This is a genomic window from Cryobacterium sp. Y57 (genome assembly GCF_002929505.1).
In the GTDB taxonomy this organism is placed as follows: domain Bacteria; phylum Actinomycetota; class Actinomycetes; order Actinomycetales; family Microbacteriaceae; genus Cryobacterium.
Window position 1 is genome coordinate 114,696 of the sequence record NZ_PJJL01000064.1, and the last position, 15,285, is coordinate 129,980.

General features: G+C 63.1%; 12 protein-coding genes and 1 pseudogene. 10 read left to right on the forward strand and 3 right to left on the reverse strand.

The window, feature by feature from the left end; all coding sequences use genetic code 11:
- The first annotated feature begins 285 nt into the window (after positions 1 to 285).
- From CXY72_RS08115 to CXY72_RS08140, 6 genes are all read left to right on the forward strand, one after another.
- Positions 286 to 1,425 (forward strand): extracellular solute-binding protein, encoded by a 1,140-nt coding sequence (locus CXY72_RS08115; protein WP_104127179.1) that lies wholly within the window; start codon positions 286 to 288, stop codon positions 1,423 to 1,425.
- On the forward strand, positions 1,422 to 2,366 hold the full coding sequence (locus CXY72_RS08120) for an ABC transporter permease subunit (RefSeq protein ID WP_104127180.1): 945 nt from the start codon (positions 1,422 to 1,424) through the stop codon (positions 2,364 to 2,366). Before CXY72_RS08115 ends, CXY72_RS08120 begins: the two co-directional genes overlap by 4 nt.
- Positions 2,363 to 3,229: an ABC transporter permease gene (locus CXY72_RS08125; RefSeq protein ID WP_146071112.1), complete on the forward strand. Its 867-nt coding sequence runs from the start codon at positions 2,363 to 2,365 to the stop codon at positions 3,227 to 3,229. The genes CXY72_RS08120 and CXY72_RS08125 overlap by 4 nt, the downstream gene beginning before the upstream one ends.
- Positions 3,226 to 4,293, forward strand: a complete 1,068-nt coding sequence (locus CXY72_RS08130) for an ABC transporter ATP-binding protein (RefSeq protein WP_104127182.1) — start codon at positions 3,226 to 3,228, stop codon at positions 4,291 to 4,293. Before CXY72_RS08125 ends, CXY72_RS08130 begins: the two co-directional genes overlap by 4 nt.
- Positions 4,294 to 6,273, forward strand: coding sequence for an HAD hydrolase-like protein (locus tag CXY72_RS08135; protein ID WP_104127183.1), 1,980 nt, complete (start codon positions 4,294 to 4,296; stop codon positions 6,271 to 6,273).
- A gap of 71 nt (positions 6,274 to 6,344) precedes the next feature.
- Positions 6,345 to 8,258, forward strand: a complete 1,914-nt coding sequence (locus tag CXY72_RS08140) for an ABC transporter ATP-binding protein (RefSeq protein ID WP_370446233.1) — start codon at positions 6,345 to 6,347, stop codon at positions 8,256 to 8,258.
- Positions 8,259 to 8,356: 98 nt separating this feature from the next.
- Here the strand turns inward: CXY72_RS08140 and CXY72_RS08145 are convergent, their stop codons facing one another.
- Complete coding sequence (locus CXY72_RS08145; RefSeq protein ID WP_146071113.1) at positions 8,357 to 9,061, reverse strand: DUF305 domain-containing protein; 705 nt, start codon at positions 9,059 to 9,061, stop codon at positions 8,357 to 8,359.
- 13 nt (positions 9,062 to 9,074) lie between these two features.
- Positions 9,075 to 9,755, reverse strand: a complete 681-nt coding sequence (locus CXY72_RS08150; protein ID WP_104127186.1) for a DUF3105 domain-containing protein — start codon at positions 9,753 to 9,755, stop codon at positions 9,075 to 9,077.
- 258 nt (positions 9,756 to 10,013) lie between these two features.
- Between CXY72_RS08150 and CXY72_RS08155 the strand changes: the two genes are divergently transcribed.
- Positions 10,014 to 11,378 (forward strand): cystathionine beta-synthase, encoded by a 1,365-nt coding sequence (locus tag CXY72_RS08155; protein ID WP_104127187.1) that lies wholly within the window; start codon positions 10,014 to 10,016, stop codon positions 11,376 to 11,378.
- Between the two features lie 24 nt (positions 11,379 to 11,402).
- Positions 11,403 to 12,554: a cystathionine gamma-synthase gene (locus tag CXY72_RS08160; RefSeq protein ID WP_104127188.1), complete on the forward strand. Its 1,152-nt coding sequence runs from the start codon at positions 11,403 to 11,405 to the stop codon at positions 12,552 to 12,554.
- Between the two features lie 158 nt (positions 12,555 to 12,712).
- Here CXY72_RS08160 and CXY72_RS08165 read toward each other — a convergent pair whose 3' ends face one another.
- A complete protein-coding gene (locus CXY72_RS08165; protein WP_104127189.1) occupies positions 12,713 to 13,531 on the reverse strand; it encodes a shikimate 5-dehydrogenase in 819 nt (272 codons plus the stop codon).
- 115 nt (positions 13,532 to 13,646) lie between these two features.
- On the opposite strand from CXY72_RS08165, the gene CXY72_RS08170 reads away from it, so the two are divergent.
- A complete protein-coding gene (locus CXY72_RS08170) occupies positions 13,647 to 14,699 on the forward strand; it encodes a LacI family DNA-binding transcriptional regulator (RefSeq protein WP_370446234.1) in 1,053 nt (350 codons plus the stop codon).
- Between the two features lie 273 nt (positions 14,700 to 14,972).
- Positions 14,973 to 15,285, forward strand: a pseudogene (locus CXY72_RS08175) (ribulokinase); the annotation flags it as partial.

Consider the following 15,285-nt stretch of genomic DNA (forward strand, 5'->3'; position numbering starts at 1 on the left):
ACCTCACTGTGTGCGGCCTGGCTTTGACAGCCCGGCCTGGTTCACCTTCCAAAGTATTGCGTCACCGCAACGTAGCGTGACCGGACCGGCCTCACGCTTGGGGGTTCACCGAGCGTTCACCCTTTCGTTACTTAATTTACCCATCCCGGCCAAACTTCTCTAGTGAACTTCAATCGTCAACGATCAAAGTTCACTAGATAAGTCGAGTGAACGATGACCTTTTGCCTTGGGAGTCTCCGTCGGCGACCCACTCGTACACGATCATTCTGGCTGAAGAGGATTTCCATGAACACGTCGCGCCGCCGTTACCTGCCCGCAGTCCTGCTTGTCAGCGCACTCGGACTGTCTGGTTGTACCAGTACCTCCACCAACACTGCCGGGGACGTCGACTGGGCGGCCGCGACCTCCGTCGAGACCGGCGGTGGGTTGGACAACCTCGTGAGCGCTGCGCAGGCTGAAGGAACTCTGAACGTCATGGGCCTGTATCCGGACTGGGCAAATTACGGCGTCTTGATTGAAAAATTCACGGCTACCTACGGTATCGAGGTGGACAACGACACTTCGGCCGGTTCCAGTCAGGACCAGGTCAACGCCATCAAGAACCGCGTCGGCCAGAGTCGGTCCCTGGACTACCTCGACACTGGAGTTTCCTTCGCCAACAGTGCCAGTGCTGAGGGACTCCTGGCCGAATATCGTCCGGCGACGGTCGCTGACATTGACCCATCACTCACCGATGCCGAGGGCATGTGGACGAACCAGTACGGCGGCTACGTCACCATCGGGTGTGACGCGGCCGCAGTCGCGGTGTGTCCCACCTCCTTCGCCCAACTCGATGACCCGCAGTACGTCGGCAAGGTCGCCCTCACCGGGAATCCCGCCCAGGGCGAATCTGGCTTCAACGCAGTCTGGGCCGCAGCGATGGCGATGGGTGGCAGTCTCGACGACATCCAGCCCGGTATCGAGTTCATGGCGGAGTTGTCGGCGCGCGGCATCCTCATTCCCGTCGAGGCCAACGCCGGCACCCTGGAAACCGGTGAAACCCCCATCATCATCAACTGGGATTACCTCAATTTGGCCGTGGCCGATGACACTGCCGCGGCTGGTGTCGATTTTCAGGTGGTCATCCCGACCGACGGCACCATGGCGTCCTACTACGCCGCGTCAATCAACGCGGACGCCCCGCACCCGGCTGCGGCCCGCCTATGGATCGATTTCATGTACTCCGATGAGGGCCAGAACATCCTGCTCAATGGCTACACCCGACCCGTGCGATTCGATGCCCTGATCCAGTCCGGTGCTGTCGACACGGCTGCGGCCGACAAGCTCCCGATCGTTGTGAACGGATTCGAGCTTCCGTCGGAAGCTCAGCGCAGCTCCGCCAACCTGCTCCTCGCTGAGAAGTGGGATGCAGCGGTCGCCTCGTGACCCCCACGGTGGCCACGCGAAACGCCCCCTCAGCCCCTGGTGCGATCGAGCGGGCGATATGTCGCATTGATTCATTGCGTGCCCGGGCCGAACGCCGGACCGGCGCTTCCTTCTGGGGACTCATCCCGTTTCTTATCTTCATCGTACTTTTTTTGGGCATACCGGTCTGCGGCATTGTGCTGTCGGCGTTCCGGGTCGCTGACGTGAACGAGCCGGGAAGCTACGTGCCCAGCCTGGTCAACTTTGCGGCCAGTTTTCGGGGCGCATCCTGGGACGCAATGCGAAACAGCCTGCAGATTAGCGTGATCGCAGCGCTGGTCGGCGGCGTCATCGGTCTGGCCCTCGCGCAGGCTATTCTCACTACGCGCTCCAGGAAACTCACCGCTGTGGTCACCGTGCTCACGAGCGTACTGGCCAATTCCGGAGGTGTTCCTCTCGCTTTCTCCTTCATTGCAGCGGTCGGCAACGCCGGCATTATCACCGGACTTTTGTCGCTCACAGACCTGGGCTTCACCCTCTACAGCAGTGGCGGACTCATTCTGATGTATCAGTATTTTCTGATACCGACCATGGTCATGGTTGTTCTCCCCACCCTGGCCGGCCTGCGCGTGGAATGGAAGGAGGCGGCCGCCTCCGTGGGGGCAACCAGCTGGCAGTTCTGGAAGAAGATCGGCTTGCCTATCGCCACTCCAGCGATTCTGAGCGGCTTCGTCCTGCTCTTCGGGGCATCGTTTGCGACCCACGCGTCGGCGGCGGCCCTGATCGGCGGCGGCGGAGTACCCCTCATCAGCCTGCGCATCGACAGTGGACTGGCCGGTGGCAACCTGGCTGGCCAGGAGAATGTCGCCATGGCGCTGGGTGTCAACATGATCGTCGTGGCCCTAATCGTCTTGCTCATCTACATGCCCCTGCAGAAACGGAGTCTCAAGTGGTTCACGTGAGTCGGAAAACGCGCGCGGCTCGGGATGTCCGTGTCGTGGCGCCGGGGCTCAGCTGGGCTTTGATCATCCTGGTGGCGCTCTACATTGCGGTGCCCATGCTGTGCGCTTTCGCCTTCAGTATCTACGTGCCCACTGCCGGGTTCACTTTTGAGCCATATCTAGAATCGGTGCGCGACCCGGGGTTTCCCGGTGCGCTATCGCTGACACTGCTCATAACTGTTTTGACCGTTGTGGGGTTGCTGGCCCTTATGGTTCCCACCATGGTCTATCTCCACCTTCGGGCGCCACGGTGGCGTCCCATTATCGAGATCGTCTGCACGATCCCTCTCGTCGTACCGTCAATCGCCCTAGCGGCCGGGTTGGTCACGGTGTTGCGCAGCATGGCCGGTTTCGGTCGCGGTTCTCTGCCAGCTCAGGTCAGCCAGCTGCTTCAAAACCCTGACCTGCCCGTCGTTCTGGTCGGCAGCTACATTGTCTTGACCTTGCCGTTCGTCTTTCGATCGCTCGACGCTGGTCTGCGCACCATTGACCTGCGCACCCTGGTCGAGAGTGCACATTCGCTCGGTGCGAGCGGCGCCACGGTGCTCCGACGGGTCATCCTGCCCAACATCAAGGGGCCGGTGATCTTCTCTGCGTTTTTCTGTATAGCACTGTGCCTGGGTGAATTCACGGTGGCGGTGACGCTGGGCTATCGAACCCTGCCGGTCTGGCTCACCCAAATCGCCGGCTCCAACTTTCGCGCTTCCATTTCCATGTCCCTGCTCATCAACGCGCTCACCTGGGCCTTGTTGATCGCCATGACAGTACTCGCCGGACGGGCAGCCCCTGCGCGCGCCCGGGCCTTGAAAGGACACGAATCGTGACGCTCACAGCAACAACCGCTCACCCTCGAAGTACAACGGCGGCGCGTATCGAGTACACCGCGGTGAGCAAGAAGTTTGGTGACACCACTGTGCTCACTGGCCTTGACCTCACCGTCGAACCCGGGGAATTCGTCGCGCTGCTCGGCCCTTCCGGCTGCGGAAAATCAACAGCACTGCGTATTCTCGCTGGGTTCGAGACCGCGTCGAGCGGTACTCTCACGGTGGATGGGCGCGATGTATTGCGGGTTCCGGCCCACCGTCGCGGCATCGGCATGGTGTCTCAGTCCTACAGCCTGTTTCCCAACCTCAGTGTGGCCGACAACGTGTCGTTCGGGCTCGTCGTGCGACGCGAAGTTAAGGCCAGGCGGGTAGCGAAACTCACCTCTCTGCTCGATCTGGTCGGGCTGCCCGGTTACGCAGACCGGTTTCCAGCCCAGCTCTCCGGCGGGCAGCAACAGCGCGTCGCGCTGGCACGAGCCCTTGCGATTGAGCCCCGGGTACTACTCCTGGATGAACCGCTGTCGGCGCTCGATGCCAAGGTGCGTTCTTCGCTTCGGGAGGAGATTCGCAACCTGCAGCTGCGTCTCGGAATCACAATGCTCTTCGTCACTCATGACCAGGATGAAGCACTGGCGATGGCCGATCGGGTCGCGGTTATGCGGGGCGGTGGAATCGAACAGATTGACCAGCCGGGAGTTCTCTACGACCAACCGAGTACTGATTTCGTTGCTCGTTTCGTCGGCACTACGAACCAACTCGCCGTCGCCCGCGGCGCCGCCATCCCCGATCTCTGGGTGCCTCTGCGTGAGGGCGACCATGATTTGCTCTATGTGCGGCCCGAATCGCTCATGTTCGAGGAGTACGACCGCGGATGTGCCCACATCGTTTCCCACGTTTACCGAGGTGCCACCACGCGTATCACGGCCAAAATCGACGGCAGCATTAGTCGCGGAAGTTCCGAGATCAAGGTCGACGTTCCCTCGGCCAGCGTCACCGAGTTACCGATCGGCATTAGAGTCCGGGTTCGCCTCACGGGGCGCCCGGCACTTCGAGTGGAGGCATAAATGCAAGCGCAATTTCTCAACACCGGTATCGACGTGAGCGTGAGCCTGCTGCCGGGCGCAGCATCCGCGATTATCTTTGATTGCGACGGGCTGCTCGCCGACACCGAGGATCTGTGGCTTCGTGCTGTCGATGCCTGCGCGAACGCGCACGGCACAACCCTGACCGACTTGGCCGGGTTTCGTGGTGGCGCGATAGATGACGTGGCCGCCCAGCTCGTGACGATTTTCGAGGTCGCCGGGCTTCCGATTCCCGTGGTGGGTGAATTGGTAAAATCATTGTCCGAAGAATTTCGCGCGCTGGTCGTTCAGGAGGCGATCGCGATGCCGGGAGCCGTGGCCATGGTGAGTGAACTCGCGGCGCGATTTCCCGTCGCGGTCGCATCGAACAGCCCGCGTGCGCTGCTTGATCAGATTCTGGAGCGTATCGGTATGCACACGTTGATCACCTGTTCTGTCGCCCGGGATGAGGTGTCTGCGGCCAAGCCAGCTCCCGATCTGTACGTGGCTGCCCTGCGCAAACTACGAGAACTCGATCCCTCGATAAACGCCGAGACAGCCGTCGCCTTCGAAGACTCAGCGGTGGGGGCGTTGGCTGCCACGAGCGCCGGCCTGCTCGTCGTCGGCGTCAACGCTGACCCGGCAGTGTTCCTCGGCTGCCACGTGCGGCACAACACTCTGCTCGAAGAAGAACTCGTCGCGTGGGCCCAAGTCGTGGAACGGGAGTCGCCCACGCATCTCGAGCCGTCCGCCGTCGCCGTTGGGTCCTTTGACGCGGCGACTTCGACTCTGACCGTGCAGTGCACGTATTCAACCGAACAAGCGGCGCGTGTGCAGGTTTATGCGCAGAGAGATTGTCGGTGGAACGAACTGCCGGAAAGTCCACCCGTGGCAGCGGCTTCCGTGCTATCCGATAGGGAACCTTTATTAATAGATCTGGCGCACCTCCCGGACGGGGCTTATCGCTTTCTGCTGGTGACGGATGGGTTAGTGCCAGAGTGGAATGGGCGCACCGGTGAATTCACGGTGCGGACCAATGTGCTCGTGGCGCAGGCGGCAGCGTCAAAAATTGCCGCGCCCGCTGTGTTCTCTCCGAAAATGTTGGAGCAGGGCGTGGCTGCCATGACCTGGAATCTCTGGTTCGGTGGATGTCACTCCAACGACGGGCACGCCAAGCAGGTCGCCTACCTTCAAGAATTTCCCCACGCGATCGTGGCCCTGCAGGAGTGTTTCGGAGCTCATGGCCGTCAGTTGGCGGCAGCGATGGGTTGGAATATCGCTCAACAGGGTCATGACACAGCGGTGATCAGCCCGTATCCCCTGTCGCTTCATCACACCGAGACCGATTCGTTCGCTACCTGTGCCACCGTTTTCACACCGAACGGCGCCGTCACGGTGTGGTCTGTGCACCTGTGGCATGCGGACTATGGCCCGTACACCGCCGACGATGCAGGTATTCCTGCGCGCTATACCCTCGCCAGCCGAGGCGAACGCCGGCGCACAGCACAGCTCGCGGAAATCTTGTCGGAGCAGGGTCGGCTCGAAAGTGAGGGCATCGTGTCTGCACAGGACCCAATTCTCCTCATGGGCGATTTCAACGTGCCCTCGCATCTGGACTGGAAGCCGGGGCACCGCACGAACAGTGTCGAGTGGCCTGCCTCACGCATGCTCGAGGTCGCAGGGTACGCCGATGCCTTTCGAGTCGTTCATCCCGATGTCACTGCCGTGCCCGGACACACGTGGTCCCCGATCATTCCGGCTGATGAGGAGCCTCGAGACCGGATTGACTTTATCTATAGCCGCGGTGCGCGTGCTTTAGAGGCGTTCACCGTCGCTTCTGAGATAGAAAGTGCGGCACCCCCGATACCCAGCGCCACCGGAAAGCGCCGTGTCGGCCTGGGCGCAGATATTCTGGGCCACCACCTGGACAATGCCTGGTCGACCGACCACGCAGCTGTCGTGGCCCGGTTGGCGTGGAAGTGACGCAGGGGCCGGGCCGAATGGGGACATCCGCTTCACCGGGTAGTCTCTGCCGCTACACCTAAAATGAGGATATGAGTTCAGCGCACGGGTCGGGAAGCTTCGGGTCGCGGCCAGCCGTCGCTATGAAACGCGGCCGGGTGAGCGGGGCGGATGCTGCGGCGCAGCGGGCCGAGAACGCCGAGGCGCCGCGCATCCCGCACCTGTTGCACCGTGTCTTCGCGCTGTTTTCGCCGCACCGCAACACCCTCATCGTTACCGTCGTGCTGGTACTGATCAGCGCCGCTCTGTCGGTGGTGCCGCCGCTCCTCACCCAACGCGCCTTCGACGACGGTCTTTTTCCGCCCGGCAACACTCCCAACCTCTCGGTTCTCGGCGTTCTCGTTGCGCTCATGCTCGGCGTTTTTCTGGTCAATGCACTGCTTGGTGTCTGGCAGACCTGGCTGACGGCCACAGTGGGCAACAAGGTCATGGGCGCCCTGCGCGTACGGCTGTTCACCCACCTGCAGTCGATGGAGCTGAGCTTCTTCACCAAGACCAAGACCGGCGTGATTCAGTCGCGGTTGCAAAACGACGTCGGCGGCGTCGCGACGGTGCTGACCAACACCATCTCGAGCATCCTCGGCAACACCGTCACCGTGATCGCCGCCTTCGTGGCGATGCTGCTGCTGAACTGGCAGCTGACCATCGTGGCCGTGGTGCTCATGCCCACTCTGGTGTTCGCCCAGCGCCGCGTCGGCCAGGTGCGGGCGCGCATTGCCGGTAAGACGCAGGAATCGCTGTCGGACATGACCGCCATCACGCAGGAAACCCTGAGCGTGTCCGGCATTCTGCTCTCAAAGAGCTTCACCCGACAGCAGAACGAGATCGAACGCTACGCCGAAGAGAACCGCAATCAGGTGCGCCTGCAGGTGAGTCAGCAGATGAGCGGCCAGTGGTTCTTCGCCACGGTGAGCGTGTTCCTGTCCGCTATTCCGGCGATCGTCTACCTTGTCGCAGGGGCGCTCATGTTCAATGGTACGACCGATGTCACGGCCGGCACGATCGTGGCGTTCACCACGGTGCAGGCTCGGCTGATCTTTCCGCTGCTCGGTCTGATGCGGGTCGCCCTTGACCTGCAGACCTCGTCAGCGTTGTTCGCGCGCATCTTCGAATACCTCGACCTGAAGCCGGCGATCAGCGACAAGCCTGGCGCTGCCCTGGTGCCGTCGGCCGGGGCGGCTCGAGGCCGGGTGGAGTTCGACCGGGTGCAATTTGCCTACCCGGACGCTCGCGGTGACGCGCGCCCGACCCTCGACGACGTGTCACTGACAATCGAGCCGGGGCAGTTCGCCGCTTTTGTGGGACCGTCGGGGGCCGGCAAGACCACCGTCTCGTACCTGATTCCGCGCTTCTACGAAGCCGCGGCCGGCCGGGTGCTGTTCTCCGGCCTGGATGTGCGCGATCTGCAACAGGAGTCGCTCGTCTCCCACATCGGCATCGTGAGCCAGGAGACCTACCTGTTCCACGCCACCATCGCCGAGAACCTGCGCTATGCCAAACCCGAGGCAACGGATTCTGAGCTCATAGCGGCCGCCCGCGCCGCCAACATTCACGATACGATCGACTCCTTTCCGGAGAAGTACGACACCATGGTGGGGGAGCGCGGCTACCGGCTGTCCGGCGGTGAGAAGCAGCGCATCGCCATCGCACGCGTCTTGCTGAAAGACCCGCCGGTGCTCATCCTCGACGAGGCCACGAGCGCGCTCGATTCCATCTCGGAAAGCGTGGTGCAGGCCGCGCTCGACACCGCGAGCCATGGTCGCACCACGATTGCAATCGCGCACCGTCTCTCGACGATCGTCGACGCTGACGTGATCTTCGTCGTCGATGCCGGCCGCATCGTGGAGCGCGGCACCCATGCCGAACTGCTCGCCCGCGGCGCCGTCTACGCGAGTCTCTACGCCCGCCAGATCACGGCGAGCCCCCTCTCCGCCGACGCCCCCTGACGCCCCCAACGGGACTGGGGACGGGGCCCGGTCCCCGTCCCCGGGCCCAGTTTATAAACTGGGCCCGGGTTCACAAGGTGGGCCCGAGACGGCGCGGACTACGAACGTTCGGCGAGCATGCCGGTCATCAGTTCGATCTCGGATTCCTGGCTCAACACCACCGAGGTAGCGAAGGCCCGCACGGTCGCGTTCGTGCTGCGGTCCAGAACGGCATCGGCCATCTCGATCGCACCCCGATGGTGGGCGATCATGCTGACGAGAAACTGCTTCTCCGCTTCCACACCGGATGCCGCGGTGAGCGCGGCAATCTGCGCCGGGGTCGCGAGTCCGGGCATCGGTTCCCCGGCGACGTGGCCGGCGTCGGCGCTGGCCGAGTGAGACGAATCGTGCGTATTGTCGGACAGGCCGGGCCGGGTCATCCAGGTCATCGACGGTTCGGGAGCGAATTGCGGTAGCCCCCAGACAGCGAGCCAGCCCGACATCTGCCCGCTTTGCTTGGCCTGCGTCGTGGCAATGTCGTAGGCAAGTAGCCGCACGGGCGCGTCGTCGGTACGATCGCGAACGATCAGGGCGAGTTCAACGCCCTGGTTGTGGTGTTCCTGCATGTCCCTGGCAAAGCCAGCCTCCGCACTTGTCGTGTCGGGCGTGGCGTCGGTAAGCGTGCTCAGGCGCCCCGCCGAAAAGGCCGCAGCGCCGACAACGAGCGCCGTGACCGCAACAGTGACGGTGATGGCGCGCAACACGGAGCGGCGTTGGCGCGGTGGGTCAGCATCCGCTGTGGGCTGTAGGTGATCAGAAGTCACGGGTTAGCGCGATTTATGAAACTTTGCCGGGTGCGTCGATCCCACCGGAGCAGGGGGCGCCGTCTTCTGGAACGTTGGTGCTCTTCCAGAATTCGGTGAAGTACTCAGCGATGCGCGGGTCGTTGGCGTTGTCGACCTGCAGCTGTGAATTCCAGCCGCTCAGCACGATCGGTGCGGGAATTCCTTCGAAGGGCGACAGCACTACGTAGCTGGAGGGCAGTTCCGTCTTCAGCAGATCGAGCTCAGCGTCGGAGATCGATGGATCGTAGGTGACCCAGATGGCACCGTGTTCAAGTGCGTGCACGGCGTTCTCGTTCGGAACCGCCTGATCGTACACGCCGCAATTGAGCCAAGCTGAAGCGTGCTGGCCGCCGGCTGGCGGCGTCTGATCATAGGTGACGGCGGTCTCGACGTGGCCGGCTCCGTTCGTGAAGGTCTCGACACCGTCGATCGTCGACGCATCACCCGCGCCGCCGCCGGCATAGTTGGCGGCCTTCGGCGTGAGCACGAACGCGGTCACGATCAGGGCGATGATCGCGACGATCGCCACAGCCCCGCCGATAATGCCAATCAGACGATTACGCTTGCCGCGCTTTTGCTGGCGGTGATATTGCTCCAGCTTTTTTGCACGCTTCGCGGTGCGTTCTTCCTTGATCGACGCTTTGTTGACGGGGGAACCGGGCTGGGGGGTCACGAGGGCCTCTCTATGGGAGCTTCTTCTACCTGAACGTAGCAGTCGTCCCTGTAGCTTCCCCCGGTGCCGCTCTCACGGTTATTTCTCAGGCTAGTGACCGGATCTCGCCGCCCGTTAGAGTGGAGGGGCGACCGTTCATCGTCGTGTTGCTGCTGTCGCGAGTCGATTTCGTACGAACGCGCCGGCCAGCGCTGAATTGGTGAGCAAATCCGAGGCCGCGCCTGCCACCGGGCGCGCAGCCCGACAGAAGGAATTTTTATGAAGATCGCAGACACCGTTCTTGACCTTATCGGTGACACCCCGCTGGTCAAACTACACAAGGTCACCGACGGATTGACCGCGACGGTGCTCGTGAAGCTCGAATACCTCAACCCGGGCGGGTCGGCGAAGGACCGCATTGCGGTGCGCATCATCGATGCCGCCGAGCGCGACGGCCTGTTGAAGCCCGGCGGCACGATCGTCGAGCCGACGTCCGGCAATACCGGCGTCGGCCTCGCTTTGGTGGCGCAGCAGCGCGGCTACAAGTGTGTGTTCGTGCTGCCCGACAAGGTCGGCGACGACAAGCGCAACGTGCTCACGGCCTATGGCGCCGAGATCGTCGTGACGCCGACATCCGTTGCGCCGGAGGACCCCCAGTCGTACTACAGCGTCTCAGACCGGCTGGCCCGGGACATTCCCGGTGCCTTCAAGCCCAACCAGTATTTCAACCCGAACGGCCCGCTCAGCCACTATGAGACCACCGGGCCCGAGATCTGGCGTGACACCGACGGAACCGTCACCCATTTCGTCGCCGGCGTCGGCACCGGCGGCACCATCACCGGAACCGGCCGCTACCTGCGCGAGGTCTCGAACGATGCCGTGCGCATCATCGGTGCGGACCCGGAAGGCTCGGTCTACTCCGGCGGCACCGGCCGGCCCTACCTGGTCGAAGGTGTCGGAGAGGATTTCTGGCCCGGCGCCTACGATCCAACGGTCGTGCACGAGGTCATCGCCGTCTCGGACGCAGATTCCTTCGCCATGACCCGGCGACTCGCCCTCGAAGAGGGAATCCTCGTCGGCGGTTCGAGCGGCATGGCCGTTGTTGCAGCCCTGCGCGCGGCCGAGAAGCTCGGGCCCGAGGACACGATCGTCGTGCTGCTGCCCGACGGCGGTCGCGGCTACCTCGGCAAAATTTTCAACGACGGGTGGATGCGCAGCTACGGTTTCAGCAACGCTCCGGTCGGTCACACGGTCGCTAATTTGCTGGAATCGAAGACCGGGCGCCTGCCGGCCCTGGTGTACGTGCATCCGAGCGACACCGTGCACGATGCGATCGAGACCATGACGAGCCAGGGAGTGTCCCAGTTGCTGGTGTTGAGCGCTAAACCGCCCGTCGTCATGGGTGAGGTACTCGGCGCGGTTGATGAACGTGCCCTCATGGGCCTCGTTTTCTCTGGCGACGCGAAGCTCACCGATCGGGTCGGCTCGATCGTCGGTGATGCGTTGCCGCTGATCGGGGTCAACGAGCTGGTGGCAGCCGCCCGCGCCGCCTTTGCCGACCACGATGCGCTGCTGGTGACCGACGGCGGCAAGCCGCTCGGCGTCATCACCCGGCATGACCTCCTCAGCTACCTGAGCGTCTGATCTTTTTCACAGAAGGAGCCCACAATGGCCAATAAGCAGAACTTCGACACGATCGCCATCCATGCCGGTCAGGCGTTTGACCCGACCACCGGCGCAGTCATTCCGCCGATCTACCAGACCTCGACCTATGTTCAGGACGGCATCGGTAATCTGCGTGGCGGGTACGAGTACAGTCGTGGCGGCAATCCCACCCGCACCGTGCTCGAAACGCTGCTCGCAGCCCTGGAAGGCGGCAAGCACGGCTTGTCCTTTGCGAGCGGACTCGCCGCGGAAGACACCATCCTGCGCGCCATTCTCAAGCCCGGCGACCACGTCGTGCTCGGCAACGATGTCTACGGCGGAACCCACCGCCTCATCAACAGGGTGCACGCCGCCTGGGGTGTGCTCAACACGACGGTCGAGATGAGCGACCTCACAGCGGTCGAAGCGGCCATCCGTCCGGAGACGAAGATCCTCTGGGTTGAGACGCCGAGCAACCCGCTCATGAAGATCAGCGACATTGCGGCGCTCGCCGAGATCGCACACCGGCACGGCATAGTCGCGATCGTCGACAACACTTTTGCGTCACCGGCCCTGCAGCATCCGCTTGAATTTGGCGCTGACGTGGTGGTGCACTCGACCACAAAGTATCTCGGCGGCCACTCCGACGTACTCGGTGGCGCGCTCATCATCAACGATGACGAGCTGTACGAGAAGGCCCAGTTTCTGCAGTTCGCGGCCGGCCCCGTGTCGGCTCCACTCGACTCCTGGCTCACCGTGCGCGGCATCAAGACGCTCTCGGTGCGCATGGAACGGCACTCGAGCAACGCCCAGGCCATCGCGGAATTTCTCGACGGCCACCCAGCCATCGAGCAGGTCTATTACCCGGGACTACCCGGCCATCCCGGCCACGACCTGGCGAAAAAGCAGATGTCCAGCTTCGGCGGCATGATCTCCATCGCGTTCGCCGGCGGAGCCGCTGCTGCGCGGCTGTTCGCCGAGTCGATGCACCTGTTCCAGCTTGCCGAATCGCTCGGCGGGGTTGAATCTCTTGTGAACTACCCCTCGGAGATGACGCATGCCTCCGTCCGCGGCACCGAACTCGAGGTGCCCGACAACATCGTGCGCCTCTCGGTCGGCATCGAAGACGTCGCCGACCTTATCGCCGACCTTGAGAGCGCGCTGCCCCAGGCCTGACCGCGGGCATGCTTGTCGGCCGGGCCGGGCCGGGGCCGGGGCGAGGGCAAAGGCAAGGTTAGGGGCAAGGCAGGGGACGGGGCCCAGGCCCGGAGCGTGGGCCCAGTTTATAACTTGGGCCCGGGGACGGGGCCCGGGCCCCGTCCAAGAGAATGGGGTCAGGGGAGGCGGGAGAAGGCGGAGGCGCGGCGTACCTGGTCTGGCGTGGGACGGATGCCGGTGTACAGATAGAACTGCTCCTCGGCTTGCAGCGCCACCACCTCAGCGCCGGTGATGACCGGCTTTCCGACCGCGCGCGCGGCCAGGATCAGCGGCGTCTCGGCGGGAGAGGCCACGACGTCGAAGACGACGCTCGCGCCCGCGATGGTCGACGTGGAAAAGGACGTCTGATCGGCTTCAGCGCCGCCCGCCATACCCACCGGTGTGACGTTGACGATGAGGTCGGCGGTGAGCGCGCCCACCGTGGGCGCCCAATCGTAGCCGTACAGTGCGGCCAAGGCCCGGCCGGTGACTTCGTTGCGCGCCACTATCGTTCCCTGCGCGAACCCGGCATCGTGCAGGGCTGCCGCGACGGCCTTGGCCATGCCGCCGCTCCCGTGCACGATCACCGAGTAAGCGCGTGGAACGTCATGCTCGCCCAGCAGGCGCTGTACGGCCGAGTAGTCGGTGTTGTAGGCGGTCAAGTGGCCGTCGTCGTTCACGATCGTGTTGACCGAATCGATCGCCGACGCCGAGGCATCCATTGCGTCGATGAGCGCGATGACGTCTTCCTTGTAGGGCATCGACACAGCGCAGCCGCGAATGCCCAGCCCACGCACGCCCGCGATCGCATCGGCCAGGTTCGAAGGGGCGAAAGCCTTGTAGATGTAGTTCAGACCCAACTCCTCATAGAGGTAGTTGTGAAACCGGGTGCCGAGATTGCTGGGCCGGGCCGAGAGCGAAATGCACAGGGTCATGTCTTTGTTGAGAATGGGCATAAGTACAGTGTGGCCTGCATCCGGAGCAAGCGCAGGTGGCCAATGTGACTGTCTCAATCACTATGTGACAGTCACATTGGCCGATACGAGTGATACTAGAGTGCGGCTGCAGAATGTGACCGTGCACATTTCATCGGGGGTGATCGTGTCCAATAACCTGGCAACGGGGCGCACCCCGAGCATTCGAGACGTGGCACGTCTTGCCGGAGTGTCGCACCAGACTGTGTCGCGCGTGCTCAACTCGCACCCCAGTATTCGGGAGTCGACGAGGCTGCGTGTTCAGCAGGTGATCGACGAGCTGCACTATCGGCCGAGCAGGGCTGCCCGGGCGCTGGTCAGGGGACAGTCCCGCACGATCGGCGTACTGTCGGCACTGAGCGCGGAATACGGTCCCGCGAGCAGTATCGCTGCGATCCAGGATGCTGCCCGGGACGCCGGATATTTTGTGAACACAGCCAACCTTTCCCGAGGGGAACCCGCGTCGATCCAGGCAGCAGTTGATCACCTCATGTACCAATCGGTGGAAGGGATCGTGGTTATTGCACCCCAGGTGCGTGTCATCGAAGCCATTGAAAAGCTGGCGATCACTGTGCCGTATGTGACGTTGCAATCCACCAGTGGCGCAGGTGAACATGCCCTCTCGGTCGACCAGATAGCCGGCGCCCGCCTCGCTACCCGACATCTCATCGACCTCGGACACCGCAACATCTACCACTTGGCCGGACCGCAGGACTGGATCGAGGCCGAGGCGCGCATGCGCGGATTTCTTGCCGAGATGGGAGCGAACGACGTTCCGACCACCGCGCCGATCCTGGGGGATTGGACTGCCGACTTCGGCTACTACGCCGGGAGGGAGATGCTCCGGGTGCGCGACTTCACGGCCATCTTCTCGTCCAACGATCAGATGGCGCTCGGACTCATGCATGCCATCCGCGATGCCGGGCTCAATATTCCGCGCGACGTCAGCATCGTCGGATTCGACGATATTCCTGAGGCAGCACACTTCTGGCCGCCGCTCACCACCGTACGCCAGGACTTCGCGGAACTCGGCCGCCGCTGTGTCGCCCTACTTTTGGCCAACATCACTGGGGATACGAACGACGCTTCGTCGACCCCTCTCCTCCCCGAGCTCGTAGTGCGCTTATCGACGGCTGCACCTGCCTGGTAGGAGCCGATCCGCCCTTCTGAGATAGCGAAACCGCACTGACTGCGCCGTTATCCAAACGAAACAAAAGGGTATTGACAGGTGAATCGGGTGTGGGCCACAGTGATGTCAGCAATGTGACCGTTCACATTTTGGCGACTGTCCGGAGCAATTCACCGCGGCAGTAGGTCGGGCAGCGTTCGCACCACAGTCGACACAGGAGTCAATTTCGTGAGCATCACACCACGCCAGCCCGTTGGAGAACCGGTCGACACTGCAGCCAGCGCTGAGGCGTTCATCGACGTCGAGTCCTACATCATTGGCGTCGACTATGGAACTCTCTCCGGCCGGGCCGTGGTCGTGCGCGTCTCTGACGGAGTCGAGCTCGGTTCCGCCGTTCTGGACTATCCACACGCGGTCATGGACACGACCTTTGCCGCGACCGGTGAGGCACTTCCGCCCGAGTGGGCACTCCAGGTTCCCGCAGACTACGTGGCAGTTTTGCAGAGTGCGGTTCCGGCCGCTGTCATAAACGCCGGCATCGATCCGACCCGCGTCATCGGAATCGGCACCGACTTCACCGCCTGCACCATGGTTCCGGTGCTGGCCG

Coding starts and splice junctions, on each gene's coding strand:
- CXY72_RS08115 (WP_104127179.1), top strand. CDS start 286: ATGAACACGTCGCGCCGCCGTTACCTGCCCGCAGTCCTGCTTGTCAGC.
- CXY72_RS08135 (WP_104127183.1), top strand. CDS start 4,294: ATGCAAGCGCAATTTCTCAACACCGGTATCGACGTGAGCGTGAGCCTG.
- CXY72_RS08140 (WP_370446233.1), top strand. CDS start 6,345: ATGAGTTCAGCGCACGGGTCGGGAAGCTTCGGGTCGCGGCCAGCCGTC.
- CXY72_RS08155 (WP_104127187.1), top strand. CDS start 10,014: ATGAAGATCGCAGACACCGTTCTTGACCTTATCGGTGACACCCCGCTG.
- CXY72_RS08160 (WP_104127188.1), top strand. CDS start 11,403: ATGGCCAATAAGCAGAACTTCGACACGATCGCCATCCATGCCGGTCAG.
- CXY72_RS08165 (WP_104127189.1), bottom strand. CDS start 13,531: ATGCCCATTCTCAACAAAGACATGACCCTGTGCATTTCGCTCTCGGCC.